At 72.7% G+C, this 15,795-nt stretch carries 11 protein-coding genes; 3 read left to right on the forward strand and 8 right to left on the reverse strand.

The genetic code is table 11. From position 1 onward, the window contains the following. The first annotated feature begins 98 nt into the window (after window positions 1-98). Window positions 99-1,457: an ROK family transcriptional regulator gene (locus ABZ564_RS16395; protein ID WP_360856051.1), complete on the forward strand. Its 1,359-nt coding sequence runs from the start codon at window positions 99-101 to the stop codon at window positions 1,455-1,457. A gap of 205 nt (window positions 1,458-1,662) precedes the next feature. Here ABZ564_RS16395 and ABZ564_RS16400 read toward each other — a convergent pair whose 3' ends face one another. Together ABZ564_RS16400 and ABZ564_RS16405 are read right to left on the reverse strand one after the other, a co-directional pair. Next, a complete protein-coding gene (locus ABZ564_RS16400) occupies window positions 1,663-2,760 on the reverse strand; it encodes a LacI family DNA-binding transcriptional regulator (protein WP_360856054.1) in 1,098 nt (365 codons plus the stop codon). Window positions 2,761-2,768: 8 nt separating this feature from the next. Continuing rightward, complete coding sequence (locus tag ABZ564_RS16405; RefSeq protein ID WP_360856057.1) at window positions 2,769-5,324, reverse strand: glycoside hydrolase family 3 C-terminal domain-containing protein; 2,556 nt, start codon at window positions 5,322-5,324, stop codon at window positions 2,769-2,771. A 655-nt stretch (window positions 5,325-5,979) separates the two neighbouring features. Between ABZ564_RS16405 and ABZ564_RS16410 the strand changes: the two genes are divergently transcribed. After that, the gene (locus ABZ564_RS16410) at window positions 5,980-7,329 is read left to right on the forward strand and encodes a transglycosylase family protein (protein ID WP_360856060.1); all 1,350 of its coding nucleotides are present in this window, start codon (window positions 5,980-5,982) and stop codon (window positions 7,327-7,329) included. Here the strand turns inward: ABZ564_RS16410 and ABZ564_RS16415 are convergent. Further along, on the reverse strand, window positions 7,299-8,555 hold the full coding sequence (locus ABZ564_RS16415) for a DMT family transporter (protein WP_360856063.1): 1,257 nt from the start codon (window positions 8,553-8,555) through the stop codon (window positions 7,299-7,301). The two genes, ABZ564_RS16410 and ABZ564_RS16415, sit on opposite strands and share 31 nt — an antisense overlap. A 268-nt stretch (window positions 8,556-8,823) precedes the next feature. Here ABZ564_RS16415 and ABZ564_RS16420 point away from each other — a divergent pair, with 268 nt between their 5' ends. Beyond that, complete coding sequence (locus ABZ564_RS16420) at window positions 8,824-11,172, forward strand: GH92 family glycosyl hydrolase (RefSeq protein WP_360856066.1); 2,349 nt, start codon at window positions 8,824-8,826, stop codon at window positions 11,170-11,172. Between the two features lie 72 nt (window positions 11,173-11,244). Here ABZ564_RS16420 and ABZ564_RS16425 read toward each other — a convergent pair whose 3' ends face one another. The 5 genes from ABZ564_RS16425 to ABZ564_RS16445 all read right to left on the reverse strand — a co-directional run bounded on the left by ABZ564_RS16425 (window position 11,245) and on the right by ABZ564_RS16445 (window position 15,763). Further along, window positions 11,245-11,577, reverse strand: a complete 333-nt coding sequence (locus tag ABZ564_RS16425) for an STAS domain-containing protein (protein WP_360856259.1) — start codon at window positions 11,575-11,577, stop codon at window positions 11,245-11,247. 329 nt (window positions 11,578-11,906) lie between these two features. After that, entirely contained in the window at window positions 11,907-12,362 is a 456-nt protein-coding gene (locus tag ABZ564_RS16430) for an ATP-binding protein (RefSeq protein WP_360856069.1), read from the reverse strand. A gap of 98 nt (window positions 12,363-12,460) precedes the next feature. Beyond that, entirely contained in the window at window positions 12,461-12,904 is a 444-nt protein-coding gene (locus ABZ564_RS16435) for a response regulator (protein ID WP_360856072.1), read from the reverse strand. After that, window positions 12,901-14,520 carry a CHASE3 domain-containing protein gene (locus ABZ564_RS16440; RefSeq protein WP_360856075.1) on the reverse strand — a complete coding sequence of 540 codons (1,620 nt, stop codon included), beginning with the start codon at window positions 14,518-14,520 and terminating at the stop codon, window positions 12,901-12,903. The genes ABZ564_RS16435 and ABZ564_RS16440 overlap by 4 nt, the downstream gene beginning before the upstream one ends. Then, window positions 14,510-15,763, reverse strand: coding sequence for a SpoIIE family protein phosphatase (locus ABZ564_RS16445; protein ID WP_360856078.1), 1,254 nt, complete (start codon window positions 15,761-15,763; stop codon window positions 14,510-14,512). The genes ABZ564_RS16440 and ABZ564_RS16445 overlap by 11 nt, the downstream gene beginning before the upstream one ends. Window positions 15,764-15,795: the final 32 nt, after the last annotated feature.

Raw genomic sequence — 15,795 nt, forward strand, 5'->3', positions numbered from 1 at the left:
CGACCTTCAGGACTTAATTTATGACGTGATTTAAGAGCTGAGAGAAGGTCGCGTCAAGTCCCCGGGGCGCGGTATGTTGCGGGCAGGGAAGGAGCCACATGGCTGAGCGCAACAGACGGACCGTGCGTGACCTGCGACGGGGCAACCGGGCGCGGGTATTGCAACGGTTGTATTTCGACGGCCCGCTGAGCCGCCAGGAGCTCGGTCCCGCGACCGGGCTGAGTTCGGGGTCCATCAGCAACGTCGTCGCGGAACTCGCCGCGGAGAACCTTTTGGAGGAGGCCGGCGTCGTCGACTCCGACGGCGGCCGCCCCCGCACCCTGCTGCGCGTCGCCCCCGGCGGCGGCCTCCTCATCGGCATCGACATCGGTGAGACCCGGATCAGGGTGGAGCTCTTCGACCTCTCCCTCACCGAACTCGCCCGCACCGAGCGTCTGCTGGCCCAGCACGGCTACGACGTGGACCGCATCGTCGGTCATGTCCGCAGCGGCGTCGCCGATGTGCTGCGGGACGCCGGCGCCGACCCGCACCGGCTGCTCGGCATCGGGATCGGCGTCCCCGGCATCATCGAGCGCGCCGCGCCGGACGGCGTCGTCGGCGACGTGGGCTCCGTCGTCCACGGCCAGACCATCGACTGGAGCGCCGTCCCCTTCGAGCAGCTGCTCCGCGACGCCGTACGGGTGCCGCCCGAGGTCCCGTTCTTCATCGACAACGGCGCCAAGACGCTCGGCCAGGCCGAGATGTGGTTCGGTGGCGGGCGGGGCGCGGGTGCCGCCGCGATCGCCCTCATCGGTTCCGGCGTCGGCGCCTGCGTGAATCACGGCGACCTCCTCGACGAGGACCGCAGCAGCCAGGCCCTGGAGTGGGGCCACAGCACCGTGCAGCTGCGCGGCCGGCGCTGCCGCTGCGGCTCGATCGGCTGCCTGGAGGCGTACGCGGGCGCCGAAGCGATGCGCGAGCGCTGGCAGGAGGCGGGCGGCCCGCTGCCCGCCGACGCCGACGACGAGACCGCCCTCGCCGCACTGCTCGCCGCCGCCTACCCGGCCGACGGCGGCGAACCCGACCCGGTGGCCGTCGCGCTGCTCGACGAGACGGCCGAGTGCCTGGGCGCGGCGCTGGGCGACCTGATCAACCTCTTCCTGCCCGAGCGCATCCTGCTCGGCGGCTGGGCGGGCCTGCTGATCGGCCCGCATCTGCTGCCCGACATCCGCCGGTACGCGCAGGAGTACGCGCTGAAACACGCGGCGGCCCGGACCACGATCGAGATGGGCCGCCTGGGTCCTGACGCGGTCACCGTCGGCGCGGCGACGCTTCCTCTGGCCGACTTCCTGGCCCGCGGCGGCAGCCGTCCCTCACCGGCGTCCCCGACCGGCTCCACGGCACCGGCGCCCCGGACCCCGGCGGCCGCCGTCCGCGGCAGAGAACGGCCCCGGACGGGGGCGGACGCGGCGGGGTGAGGCGAGGCGGACAGGCGCTGCGCCGGGTTCCCGGCCCGCGGCTTCACGGGCGCGGTCCAGGCGCTGGGCCGGGTCCGCCCCGGCCCGCGGCTTCACGGGCGCGGCCCCGGCGTTGCGGCAGGGCCCATCCCGGCCCGCGGCTTCACGGCACGCCCCAGGCGCTGCGCCGGGTCCGCCTCGCCCTGCGGCCGCACGGTCCCCGGTCCTATGCCGATTCCCGCACCACCAGCGACGGCTCGAAGATCACGGACGTCGCGGCGCCCTCCGGCTTCCCCAGCCGCTCGATCAGCAGCCGGGCCATCTCGGCGGCCATCGCCTCCACCGGCTGGCGGACCGTCGTCAGCGGCGGACGGCAGGCCAGGGCCGCGCTGCTGTCGTCGAAGCCGATCACCGCGACGTCCTCCGGCACCCGCTTGCCGCGGTCCCGCAGGACGTGGCAGGCGCCCGTGGCCATCAGGTCGTTGGCCGCGAACACCCCGTCCAGATCCGGGTGTTCGGTCAGCAGCCGTTCCATCGCGGTCTCGCCGCTCTCCTGGGTGAACCGCCCCTCGGCGATCGCGATGTACGGGTGTCCGTTCCGCGCCATCGTGTCCCGGAAGCCTGTCAGCCGCTCCTGCACGGCGGGCACGTCGAGCGGTCCGGTGATGGTCGCGATCCGACGGCACCCCCGGGCCAGCAGATGCTCGGCGGCCAGCCGCGCGCCGTCCTGGTGGGCGACGTCGACATAGCTGATCCGGGCCGCGCGGGCGGGCCGCGCGTAGAGCACGGCCGGCAGCCCGGCGTCCGTCAGCATGCCCGGCAGCGGGTCCTCCGCGTGCGTCGAGACGACCAGCGCGCCGTCCGCGCTGCCCTGGCGCAGGAACGCCACCACGTCCTCCCGTGCCCGTGACGTCTCGGCGAACATCAGGACCGGGTGCATGCCGCGCGGCCGCAGGTAGTCGACGACCCCGGTCACCACCCGGCCGAAGAACGGGTCGGCGAAGACCTGCCCGGTGAACGAGGCCCCCGCACTCCCGTCCGCCTCGTCCGGCGGTGTGTCCTCCTCCGTCTCCGTCTCCGGCTCCACGCCCGCGCCGGACACCACCAGCGCGATGGCGTCGGTGCGCCGGGTCACCAGCGAGCGGGCCGCGCGGTTGGGCGCGTAACCGGTGGAGGCGACCGCTTGGCGGACGGCCTCCTGGATCACCGGGTCGACATTCCGTACCCCGTTGATCACCCGGGAGACGGTGGCGCGGGAAACGCCGGCCGCCCTCGCCACGTCCTCAAGAGTGGGTGTACCGGCCGGTCGCAGATCATCCGTCATGAGCGCATTTATAGCATCAGCGGAGAGCGCTCTCCATCGTGCTCCGAACCGTTACCGGATCCTTTCCCGGCCGAGTCCGGGCCCGGCCGCGCCACGATCCGCGCGGTGAGCGGCAGATCGCCCGCGGAACGGCCGCCGAGCAGCGTGAACGCGCCCGCCTCCGTCTCCCACCCGTGCCTGCCGGGCGACCAGTGGGCCAGAGCCCGCCCGTCCATCCGGACCACCGCGACCACGCTCTCCCCGGGCTCCGCCTCGACCGCCGCGTAACCGATGAGCTTGCGCACCGGCCGTTCGACGGCGGAACCGCTGCGCGCCAGATAGACCTGCACCACCTCCCGGCCGCGCCGCCGCCCGCTGTTGCGCACCCGCACCCCCACGTCGAAGGGTTCTCCGGCCCGCACCGCCGCCGGGGCCGTCAGCTCCTCGTACTCCCAGCGCGTGTACCCGAGGCCGTGGCCGAACCAGTACGCCGGAGCGGCCCCGGACCGCAGCCAGGCCCGGTACCCGAGGTGCGGGCCCTCCGCGTAATGCAGCCGCCCGTCGGCGCCGGGAGCGGTGGTGAGCACCGGTACGTCGTCCTGGGCGGCGGCCCAGGTGGTCGGCAGCCGGCCGCCGGGCTCGGTCCGGCCGAACAGCACGTCGGCCAGTCCGTCCCCGGCCTCCTGGCCCGGGAACCAGGCGAGCAGGAGCGCGGGCACCCGCTCGTGCCAGGGCAGGGCGACCGGGCCGCCCGCGTTGACCAGGACGACGGTGCGCGGGTTGGCCCGGACCACCGCCCCTACCAGCGCGTCCTGACCCTCCGGCAGGTCCAGGCTCTCGCGGTCGTGCCCCTCCGACTCGCTCTGCTCCGTCGTGCCCACGACCACCACCGCCACGTCGGCGACCCGTGCGGCGGCGACCGCATCGGCGAGCGCGGCATCCGCGTCGCCGGCCGGCGGGGCGGCGGCGAGGACCGTCGCGACCCCCGACCCCGGGGCGAGCGAGCGCCGCGCGACCACCTCCACCTCCCGGCCCGCGGTCATCTCCACGCGGGCGGTGTACAGCGGCGGGGCCACGTGCACCCGGGTCGGGTCGTCGCTGTCCAGCGGGAACGTCCCGTTCAGCACCTCGTGACCGTCGACGGCCAGCGAGATGTCGCCCCAGCCGCCCACCGCCCAGGTCCACGTGCCGCTCTCGGCGGGCCGGAACAGGGCCCGGATCTCCACCAGCACGGCGTCCCCGGCCGGCACCGAGGGCTCCACGATCCGGCCGGACAGCCGGTGCTCCGCGTGGAGTTCGGCCCGCTGGGCGTCGAGCAGCCGCACGAGCACCCCGGGCTCCCCGTCGCGCGGATCGCGGGCCCGGTCGCGGCCGAGCGGCTGCGGCCGGACGGGCGGGGGGAGGCCCGGCCGGTACGTCACCGCCGCCACCCCGTCGAGCACCCGCTCGATCCCGGCCAGCGGCGTCACCACGTGCTCGGGGAACACCTCCGCGCTGCCTCCGCCCTGGATGCGTACCGCCGTGGCGTGCGGACCGATGACGGCGACGGACTTCAGCGCCGCCGGATCGAGCGGCAGCAGCCCGCCCTCGTTGCGGAGGAGCACCGCACCCGCGGAGGCGGCGCGGCGCAGCAGGGCGCGCCGGGCCCCCGGAGCCACCGGGGACCGGTGCGCAGGGTGCCCGGATCCGGACGCGCCCGCCCGGTGCGCCGGCCGGTCCGGTCCGAGTGCGCCCACCCGGCGGGCCAGTCGCAGCAGCCTGCGTACCTTGTCGTCCACGGCCTCGGCGGGGACCAGGCCCTGTTCGAGTGCGGCGAGCAGACCGGTCGCCCAGGGGCCGTCCGGGCCCGGCATGGCCAGGTCCTGGCCGGAGCGGGCGGTCTCCAGCAGGGTGCGCACGCCTCCCCAGTCGGAGACCACGAGGCCGTCGAAGCCCCAGTCGTCCTTGAGGGGGCGCTCAAGCAGCGGAGACGCGGACATGGTGACGCCGCCGACCTTGTTGTACGCGGACATGACCGCCCACACCCCGGCCGCCACGGCCTCCTCGAACGGGGCGAGATACACCTCGTGCAGGGTGCGTTCATCCATACGGACGTCGACGGTCAGCCGGTCCGTCTCGGCGTCGTTGCCGACGAAGTGCTTCGCGGTGGCCGCCACTCCGCCCGACTGGATGCCCCTGATGAGCGCCGCGCCCGTGCGGCCGGTGAGCAGCGGGTCCTCGGAGAAGCACTCGAAGTGCCGGCCGCCCAGCGGTGAACGGTGCAGATTCAGGGTGGGGGCCAGGAGCACGTCGACGCCCTTGCGTCGCGCCTCGGAGGCGAGCAGGGCGCCGAGGTCCGACAGCAGGCGCTCGTCCCAGGAGGCGGCGAGCGCGGTGGGGGAGGGGAGGACGAGCGAGGTCTCGCGTTCGTCCCAGGTCTCGCCCCGCACGCCGGCCGGCCCGTCGGAGAGGGTGAGCGGCCGCAGCCCGACGGCGGGTTCGCCGTAGGTGCGCCAGGTGCTGGCGCCGGTGAGCAGACGAATCTTCTGGGCCGCGTCGAGCTTGTCGAGCAGCGGGTCGGTCTCTTCGTCCGTCATGGCGGTCATGCTCCTTCGTGCACCGCGCTCCCATGTGTATCGGAGAGCGCTCTCCCAGGCTGTCGCGCCCAGCGTCGCCGGTCGCCGCCGATCGTGTCAATGGGGGCTGTGGGGGCGCCTTCGCGAAGGCGGGGAGGAGTTCCGGTGGAGGTCGCCGTGGCCGAGGGATCACGGGCACCCGCGCGCGGGCACGGGTCGGTCTGCGGGGCCGTCTCGGACAACCCGACGAACCACGGACACTCGCGTACGGGTACGGGTACGGGTCACGAGACACGCACCGCGGCGGCCGGTTCCTCGGCGCCGACACATGCGCACGCGCACGGGCACAGGCACGGGTCACGAGTCGACCGCTGCTCTTCTTCGCGATGGGCCACGAACACGCGGGCGGGCATGGATCCGTGCGGCCGGCCGCACCCCCGTGCCCCGGCCCGCCGAACCCGGCCGGGAGTACAGGCCCGCACGCCCCCGGTCGACGGGAAGGTCGTCGGCGCGTCGGAACGCTCCCCGCGCATCGCGTCACCACCTGCTTCCGTCCTCCGCCGACGAGTCCGGGGCCGCCCTTCGCGGCGATGGCCGAAACATACCGTGGTCTTGTCATCACCCGCTGTTTGCACATAAGTTGACCGCTTGCGACATGTCCTACAGCCAGCGGGGGAGCCACGTCATGGCCGCGAACGGACGGCACCGCAGATATCAGCCGAGCCGCATCAACCGGGCTTCGCTCACGGTCACGGCGGGAGGGGCGGGCCTCGCGCTCCCGTTCCTCACGGCGGCCTCGGCGGGCGCCGCCTCGGTGGACGTGTGGAACAAGGTCGCCGCCTGCGAGTCCACCGGGAACTGGCACATCAACAGTGGCAACGGCTACTTCGGCGGCCTCCAGTTCACCCGCTCGACCTGGGCGGCGTACGGCGGCACGGTCTACGCACCGCGCGCCGACCTGGCCACCAGGGACCAGCAGATCGCCATCGCGGAGAAGGTCCTGGACGGCCAGGGTCCCGGCGCCTGGCCGGTCTGTTCCGAAAAGGCGGGACTCACCCAGGGCGGCACCACGCCCGACGTCAGCCCGCAGAGCGAGCGTACGGCCCGCGTCCCGGCCCCGAAGAAGCCGGACAACGCGTCCTTGCCCTCCCGTACGCCGCAGACCAAGCAGGCCGCGGCGACCCCGACGACGGTGCCGGGCAAGCGGGACTCGTACACCGTCACGCCCGGCGACTCGCTCTCCGGGATCGCGGAGGGCCAGCACCTTCAGGGCGGCTGGCAGCGGCTGTACGCGGCGAACCGCGCGATCGTCGGCGACGACCCGGACCTGATCTTCCCCGGCCAGCGCCTGACCCTGACCGGAACGCCGGGAGCGGCCACGAAGCCCGCACCGGGAACGGCGACGAGGAACGAGCCGAAGGCCGCGACGAAGACCGGCCCGAAGACCGCGGCCAAGGCGGCCCCGAAGACAGCTCCGGAGAGGCAGCGGAAACAGCAGGACAAGGCGCGGTCGCAGTCGCAGCCTCAGCCGAAGAAGACGCAGCCGCACAGGACCGAGCCACGTAAGACCGAGCCACGTAAGACCGAAACCCGTAAGACCGAAACCCGTAAGACCGAGCACGCGCAGAAGCACAGCTCGCTCACCGCCCCCGTCGCGGCTCGCACCGGCACGCCGTACCACCAGGCCGGTTCCTGGTCCAGCGGCTACCACACGGGCGTCGACTTCCCCGTCCCCACCGGCACGTCCGTGAAGGCGATGGCCGCGGGCACCGTCGTGTCGGCGGGCTGGGCGGGACCCTACGGCTATCAGATCGTCATCAGGCACAGCGACGGCAAGTACAGCCAGTACGCGCACCTGTCCTCGTTGCTCGTGCGCGGCGGGCAGCACGTCGGCGGCGGCCAGCGGATCGCCCGCTCCGGCGCCACCGGCAACGTCACGGGGCCGCACCTGCACTTCGAGGTCCGTACCGGTCCGGAGTACGGCTCCGACATCGACCCGCTGGCCTACCTCAGGGCGGGCGGCGTCAGGGTCTGAACGCCCCCGCCGTCACCGGCCTCTCCGGCGGCGGCGTGCCCGGCCCCCGGGGGAGGGCCGAACTCCACTCGGCCGGCCAGGCCTTCCAGGGGCATCCGGACGGGCAGCGCCGGGGGAGGGGTCCGCGGACCCGGGGGCCCGGAAACGGCCACGGCGGGCGGAACCGGCGGCACCGGGCGAGGCAGGACGCCCGTCGGGGCCGGCGGTCCGGCGGGACCGGCGAAATCCCCGGCCTCCCCGAAAACGTCGGCCTCCCCGAAACCCCCGGCCTCCCCGGTCACGGCCGAAGACCCGCCCGCGGGGGGTGCGGCGGCCGGCGGGGCGTCGAGTGGCGGCTCCTCGGGCTCCGTGGTCTCCTCCGGTGCCTTCGCGGGCGCCGGCTCCAAGCGCTCCGCGCTCATCCGTTCCGTGGTCAGCATGATCAGCCCGCCGGCCGCGACCGCCCCGCACAGCAGGGCGAGCACCGTGCCCGGGAGCCCGTGCCGGAACTGCTCACCGAACAGCGTGAGGCCCACCGCCGCGGCCACCACCGGGTTCACCACGGTCACCGTGGCCAGCGGAGCCGTCAGCCCCGCGCCCCGGTAGGCCGCCTGGGACAGCAGCAGGCCGGCACCCGCCAGCGCCGCGATCACCAGCAGGGTCGGCAGTCCGGACCCCACGGAGCCGGTGGTCCACTCCATGGCCACGGTCTTCGTGTACACCGAAGCGATGCCGAACGCGACGCCCGCCGCCCCGGCCAGCACCACGCTCCGCATCACCGGCCGGCGCATCGCCCGGGAGACCAGGATCAGCGCGGCCACCCCGCCGAAGGTCACGACGGCCAGCATCAACTGCTGGGGACCGCCCAGGCCGTGAGCGTCGGAGCTGCCGGTCAGGGCCAGCAACCCGGCCAGCCCCACCGTCGCCATGACCGCCCCGCGCCAGGCCGTGGCCCCGGCCCTGCGGCGTACGAACAGCGCGGCCATCGGCAGCGCGAAGACGATCGTGAGCGCTCCCAGCGGCTGTACGAGGCTCAGCGGGCCGTACGCCAGCGCCACGACGTGCAGGACGGCGCCCAGGCCGTTCAGGGTGACCGCCGCCCACCAGACCCGGTTGCGCAGCGGTGCGAGCGAGCGGCCGTCGGAGGCCGAGGCCACGCGCTCCTGGACGATCGCCCCGGCCGCGTAGGCGACCGCGGAGACCAGTGACAGCAGCACGGACAGCGCAAGGGAACTCATGTACACCACGATCCCCTTTTCCAGCCGCCGCGTCGTCGTCCCTGAGGCGGCGATCCGGCGTACTGCTCTGGGAGTACGGGAATGGTCCGGGTGTCCTCCTCCTGACGGTAGTCCTCCACGCGGCAGACGTCAGAAGGATCATCCCGGGCGGGCGCACACGCGGGCCGGCCGCCTTCACAGGACCGACACGCAAGGGGCCCGTCCGACCCCTTGACGTGGATCACGGCCGAATCCAAGAATGATCGCGCTCTGACAACGTTGTCCTAAGGAGTAACCCATGCATCGGACCCCACGGCCGAGACTGCGCGGCCCGGCGGCCGCACTCGCCGCCGCCGCGCTCCTGGGCGGTGTGCTCCTTCCCGGGGCCGCGGCCGAGGCCGCCCCCCGGAGCGACGGCCGGCTGACCGACCTGGTCAATCCGTTCATCGGCAGCCAGAACGAGGGAAACACCTACCCCGGCGCCTCGGTGCCCTTCGGCATGGTGCAGCTCTCCCCGGACACGGGCCACAACACCGGTTACGACTACGGCGAGAACCACATCCGCGGCTTCTCCTCCGTCCACATCTCCGGTGTCGGCTGCGGCCTCGGCGGTGACCTGCCGACGCTGCCCACCACCGGCGACGTCGCGGAGACCGACTACGCGAAGTACGCGGCCGAGTTCAGCCACGACGACGAGAAGGCGAGCCCCGGCTACTACCGGGTCGGACTGAAGACCGGCATCGAGGCGGAGCTGACCGCCACCCAGCGCACCGGCGTCCAGCGCTACACCTTCCCCGCCACCGACAAGGCCAACGTCCTGCTCAACGCGGGCCAGTCGCTGCACCGGACGCTCTCCTCCGAGGTGGAGATCCTCGACAACCGCACCGTGCGGACCGCCATCACCGGCAGCGGCTTCTGCCAGGACACCAAGGCGTACACGGTCTACACGGTCACCCGCTTCGACCGCCCCTTCACCACGTCCGGCACCTGGAACGGCGACGCCGTCACCGGCGCGAAGAAGTCCACGGCCGCCGATGCCCGCAACGGAGCCTGGCTGCGGTTCGACACCACCGAGGACCGCACCGTCGAGGCCACCACGGCCCTCAGCTACGTCGACGCCAAGGGCGCCGCACTCAACCTCCGCGCCGAGGGCGGCCACAGCTTCGACCACGTCCGGCGCGCCGCCGAGCACACCTGGGAGGAGCGCCTGGAAGGCGTGAAGGCCCAGGGCGGCAGCGACGAACTGCGCCGGACCTTCTACTCCTCCCTCTACCGCTCCTTCCTCGCGCCCAACGTGGGCAGCGACGTGGACGGCCGCTACACCGGCTGGGACCAGAAGAAGCACCGCGCGAAGGACTTCACGTACTACCAGAACTGGTCGCTCTGGGACACCTACCGCTCCCAGGCCCAGCTGCTCGCGCTGCTCGCCCCGCGCGAGTCCCGCGACATGGCCATATCCGTCCTGCGCATCGACGCGGAGAGCGGCTGGCTGCCCAAGTGGGGCTACGGCACGGTCGAGACGAACATCATGACCGGCGACCCGGTCACCCCCTTCCTCACCAACGCCTACCAGCAGGGCCTGCTGAAGGGGTACGAGGAGGAGGCGTACCGCGCCCTGAAGAAGAACGCGGACGGGGTGCCGCCCACCGACTCCGCGCCCGTGGGACGGGAGGCCAACGTCCAGTACCTGAAGGACGGCTTCGCCCCGTACATCAAGGGCCGGCCGCACGCCAAGCCCGGCGACTCCGACTTCGACCACGGCGCCTCCGCCACCCTGGAGTACGCCCTGGCCGACGGCATGCTCGCCGAGATGGCCCGCGACCTCGGCCACGAGGCCGACGCGGCACGCTACGAGGCCCGCGCCCAGAACTACCGGAAGATCTTCGACCCCTCGACCGGCTTCTTCCGCGCCCGCGACACCGCCGGCGCGTTCACCGGCCCCGCCGATCCGGCCCGGAGCGAAGGCTTCCACGAGGGCACGTCCTGGCAGTACCAGTGGATGGTCCCGCAGGACATCCCCGGCATGGTCGGCCTCATCGGCGGGAAGGACGCCGCGAACCAGCGGCTCGACTCCTTCTTCGCGTACGACAAGCTCCTCGCCGACCCCGCGAAGACCGCCCGCGAGGTGTGGGTGAACGGCCCGTACGCGTACTACAACGCCGACAAGTACAACCCGCAGAACGAGCCCGACCTCATCGCCCCGTACACCTACCTCTCCACCGGCCAGCCGTGGAAGACCACGGATGTGGTCCATGCGGCCCTGACGCTCTTCACCAACGGCCCGACCGGCATGACGGGCAACGACGACCTCGGCACGATGTCCGCCTGGATGGTGCTGTCGTCGATCGGCGTCTTCCCGGTCCAGCCGGGCACCGACACCTGGGGTCTGTCCACGCCCGCCTTCGAGCGCGTCGACATCAAGCTCGACCGCCGCTACTACCCGCGGGGCGCGCTGACCGTCAGCGCTCCCGGGACCTCTGCCTCCGACCGCTACATCCAGTCCGCCAGGCTCGACGGCACGCGGCAGTCGCGTACCTACCTGACCACGGACGACATCCGCTCGGCCCGCTCGCTCTCCTTCACGGTGGGCGACGAGCCGTCGTCCTGGGGCACCTCGCCCCAGGACGCCCCGCCCGCCCTCGGCTGAGAGAGCTCACAGAGCCGAGCGCCCTTCCTCCCGTCCGGACGGGAGGAAGGGCGCTCGGCGTTTGCGGCCCGTCTACGCGGGAAGCGGAGGATCGATCGCCTCGGCGACATCCGGGAAGACCGGGACCGCGCTGTCGAGGCCCAGAACGGAGATCAGCCGTTCCATGAAGGCCGAAGGCGCGGCGAGCCGCAGCCGGGGACCGAGAGCCGTCTGTGCCTGGAGAAGCACGTTCACCGTCGTGGAGTCGGCGAAACTCACGTCCGCCAGATCGACGACGACCGGCCCGGTGCCCTCCCGCGACGCGTTCTCCAGCGCGGCGCCGAGGGGCGCGACGTTGTCGATGTCGAGGTCACCGGTTATCGCGAGCACCAAAGCGCCGCGTTCGTGCCGTGGGACGATCTGCATGGTTCGGCCGGCGCTGGGGGGTGGAAGCATGTTCACCTCATGATGCACGGGGGCGGCGGGGGCACCGCCGGATCGGTCGGACGGTGCGATTGTGCTCCGTTCCCGCCTGCGGCGGGAATGCCCGACGACAGAAGTGGCCCCATGGCAGAAGCAACAGGCGGGCGGCTCTGGAAGCCCGGCTTCCGCCGGGGATGTCCGAGGAGTCGCAGTACGCCGGGCAGCCCCTTCGGGTCCACCCCGGCGGCCGCGCGGGGCCCGGCGCGGTCCTGTCGGCCGGATGCCAGGGGCCGAGCCCGGCCCGGGGTGCTGCCGGTGCGGCGCTCTCCGGTTCAGCTGCTCAGCGTGAACTCCGCCCGGATGCGCTTGCCGACCGGCACCCGCTCGGCCGTGACGCGGTCGCACAGGGCCACCACGATCTCCATGCCGTGGCCGCCCAGGCGGCTCGGGTCGGGGGCGTAGAAGACGGGCAGCGCGCTGCTGCTGTCGTACACCGTGATGCTGATCCGTTCCGCCGTGCCCTCCAGCTCCAGCAGATACGGGCCGTGGCTGTAGCGGTCGGCGTTGGTGACCAGCTCGCTGACGGCCAGCATCAGATCGTTGCGGGTGTGAGTGCCGAGCACGGCACTCCGCTCGGACACCAGCCTGCCGAGGAAGCGGTCCGCCAGTGCCCGGGCCTGGGAGATGCACCCCGGTTCGCCGTCGAACACTTCGGCGCTGTGCAATGCCTCCGTGGGCGGACAGCTCCGGGAGGAGTCGTCCGGCCGGGAGATCGCCTGTTCGTTCATGTGCTCCAGCCAGGGCGCAGCGGGGAGGTCGCAGACCTCTTTCCTGTGCTCGTGTACCCGCGTCGGGAGATCCCACTCCCATGCGTCGCCAGCGAATACTACGCGCGACCGGGAAGCCGCACCACGGTGACGAAGAACTCGTCGATCTGGCGGACGGCGGCGATGAACTGGTCCAGGTCGACCGGCTTGGTGACGTAGGCGTTGGCGTGCAGCTTGTAGCTGCGCAGGATGTCCTCCTCGGCGGAGGACGTCGTCAGCACCACGACGGGGATCAGCGCGAGCTCCGGATCCTGCTTGATCTGTTCCAGTACCTGGCGGCCGTCGTACTTCGGCAGGTTCAGGTCGAGCAGGATCAGATCGGGCCGGGGCGCCTCGGCGTGCGCTCCGCGGCGGTAGAGGAAGTCGAGTGCCTCCTCGCCGTCGCGGACCACATGGAGCGTGTTGCGGATCTTGTTGTCCTCGAACGCCTCACGCGTCATCAGCTCGTCGCCCGGATCGTCCTCGACGAGCAGGACCTCGATGGGCTCTACGGGAGTGTTCATGCGGCGTCTCCGGAGATCTCTGCGGGGGGTGCGGTGTCGTTCGTTTCCGCGGGTGCGGCGTCGGCGGGCAGGGAGAAGTGGATCCGTGCCCCCTGACGGGAATCGGGATCGAGCCAGATCCTGCCGCCGTGGAACTCGATGATCTTGCGGCACAGTGCGAGGCCGATGCCGGTTCCCTCGTACTCGTCCCGGCCGTGCAGGCGCTGGAAGATGACGAAGACCTTCTCCGCGAACTCGGGCGCGATGCCGATCCCGTTGTCCGCCACCGTGAAGTGCCAGTCGTCCCCCTCCCGCTCGCACCCGACCGTGATCACGCACGGCTCGTCGGCGCGGCGGAACTTCACGGCGTTCCCGATCAGGTTCTGCCAGATCATCGCGAGCGTCGTGGGGTCGCCGGTCACCGAGGGGAGCGGGCTCTCGCGGACGACGGTGGTGCCCGACTCCTCGATCACCAGCGTCAGGTTGGCGAGCGCCCGGTCCAGCGCCCGGTCCAGCTCCACGGGCGTCCAGCTGTCGTGGACCCGTCCGACCCGGGAGAACGTCAGCAGGTCGTTGATGAGGACCTGCATGCGCTTGGCGCCGTCGACCGCGAAGTCGATGTACTGCTTGCCCCGGCCGTCCAGCTCGTTCCCGTACCGCTTGTCCAGCAGCTGGCAGAACGAGGCCACCTTCCGCAGCGGCTCCTGGAGGTCGTGCGAGGCGACGTACGCGAACTGCTCCAGCTCCGAGTTGGACCTGCGCAGCTCCACGGTCTGCTGCGCCAGCACCTCCTCCCGCTCCTCCGCGGCGTCGAGCTCCGCCACCAGCCTGCCCCGCATGTCCTCCACCGCGGCGGCCACCGCCCGTACGTCGGAGGGGCCGCGCACCTCGATCCGCTGCCGGCGGTAGCTGCCGGAGCGGACCCGCCGGGACGCCTCGGCCAGGGCGTTCAAGGGCCGGCCCACGGTGCGCTGCAGCAGCACGCTGAGGGCGACCACGCAGAGCGCGAAGACGCCCAGCAGGGCGATGAGCACCCGGTCGCGGGTCCGGCGGGCGTCCTCCAACTGGTCGCGTACCCGGTCCCGGGCGGCGTCGAGGTGCGCCTGCTGGGTGCTGTACAGCCGGCGCAGCTTGTCGAACGCGGCCTTGCTCTCGGAGGTCCTGGCGGACGAGCGCGCCCCGGGGCCCTCGCGTCGGACGTCGGCGATCAGCGGGTCGGCGTGCACCCGGCGCCACTCCGACGCGGCGGCGGCGATCCGGTCCAGGTCGCGGTTGTACGGCCTGCCGTCACCCATCGCGGAGCGCACCCGGGCGAGCCGGTCCGTCTCCTCCTTCTTGCCGGTGGCGAACGGCTCCAGGAACGAGGCGTCACCGGTCAGCGCGAAGCCGCGCACCCCCGTCTCCTGGTTGAGCAGCGCGTTCTGGAGCTGAAAGGAGGCGGCCCGGGCCGGCTGGATGCGGTCCACCAGCTCGGTGGTCCGGTCCGAGATCCGGGCCAGGACGAGGCCGCCCGCCACCACGCAGCCGCAGACCACGAGGACGAAGGCGCCCAGGATCAGATGGACCCAGTTCTGGACCGACAGACGCGCCCACCTGCCGTTCGGCGTGACGGGGGCCTGCGGTATCTCACTGTTCATGCGCGGTACTTCTCCAACCGAGGTGCAGGACGGCGACATCGTCGGCGAGGCCCCCGTGCGGGGCGGCCGCCGCCGAGGCACCCGCGACCAGCGCGTCGACGAACGGGCGGGCGGCGAGCCGGCCCAGGTCCCGGGCCATGCCGAGGAGCCCCTCCTCGCCCAGCCGGCTGCGCGGTCCGGTGCGCCCCTCGAAGAGGCCGTCGGTGAACAGGACGAGCGCGGCCCCGGGCGCGAGTTCCACATCGGTGACCGACCACTGGCCGTGCCCGGGCAGCAGCCCGAGCGCCATCCCGCCCTCGGGCTCCACCCAGTCGACCTCCGTGCCGTGCCGCAGCAGCAGCCCCGGGTGGCCGGCCCGCACGATGCGGACCCGGTCGCGGCCGGGCGGGAAGACCAGCGAGGTGACGGTCGCGAAGACATGGGGGTCGGAGCGCTCGGCGACCAGGATCGACTCCAGGAGCCCGAGCTGTTCCAGCGGATCGGTGCCGCACAGGACGGCGGTGCGCCACGCCACCCGCAGGCAGACGCCGAGTGCCGCCTCCGCCGCCCCGTGCCCCGACACGTCACCGATGACCGCCCACACCGTGCCGTCGGCCGTCTGGACCACGTCGTAGAAGTCACCGCTGAGCAGCCCGTGGGCGCGGCCCGGCTCGTAGCGGGCGACGGTCTGGAAGCTGTCGTCGTTCAGCAGGGGGACAGGCAGCAGCCCGCGTTCGAGGCGCGCGTTCTCCTGGGCCATCAACTGGTTGGCGCGCAGCGCGGAGGCGGCCCGCTCGACCTGCTTGCGCTGGAGGGCGTACCGGATCGCGCGCGAGAGCGCCTGCGGATCGAGCCGCCCCTTCACGAGGTAGTCCTGCGCACCGTTCGCCACGGCGTCGAGGCCGGCGTCGGCCTCCGCGAGACCGGTCAGCACCACGATCGCGGCGTCCTGGGACGTCTCGACGATCTGCGTGACGGCCCGCAGCCCGTGTACGTCGGGCAGGTGCAGGTCGAGCAGGACACAGACGGGCGTTCGCTGCGACCGCAGGTACGCCAGCGCCTCGGACAGGGTCTTGCACCAGGTCAGCGCGGAGTCCAGCTCACCGTCGGCGAGCATTTCCTCGACGAGGAGCGCGTCGCCCGCGTCGTCCTCGACGAGCAGGATGGTGCCGCCGACGTCCCAGACCGAGGCCCTGCGGTCCGCCTCGTGTTCCGTCTGGACCGGGAAGGACGCCGGGACGGGAGGCCGAGCAGAGGCGCTCATGCGCGTCTCAGCCACGCTTCACCCTCTCGTTG

The sequence above is a fragment of the Streptomyces sp. NPDC019224 genome (assembly GCF_040632605.1).
Classification (GTDB): Bacteria; Actinomycetota; Actinomycetes; order Streptomycetales; family Streptomycetaceae; genus Streptomyces.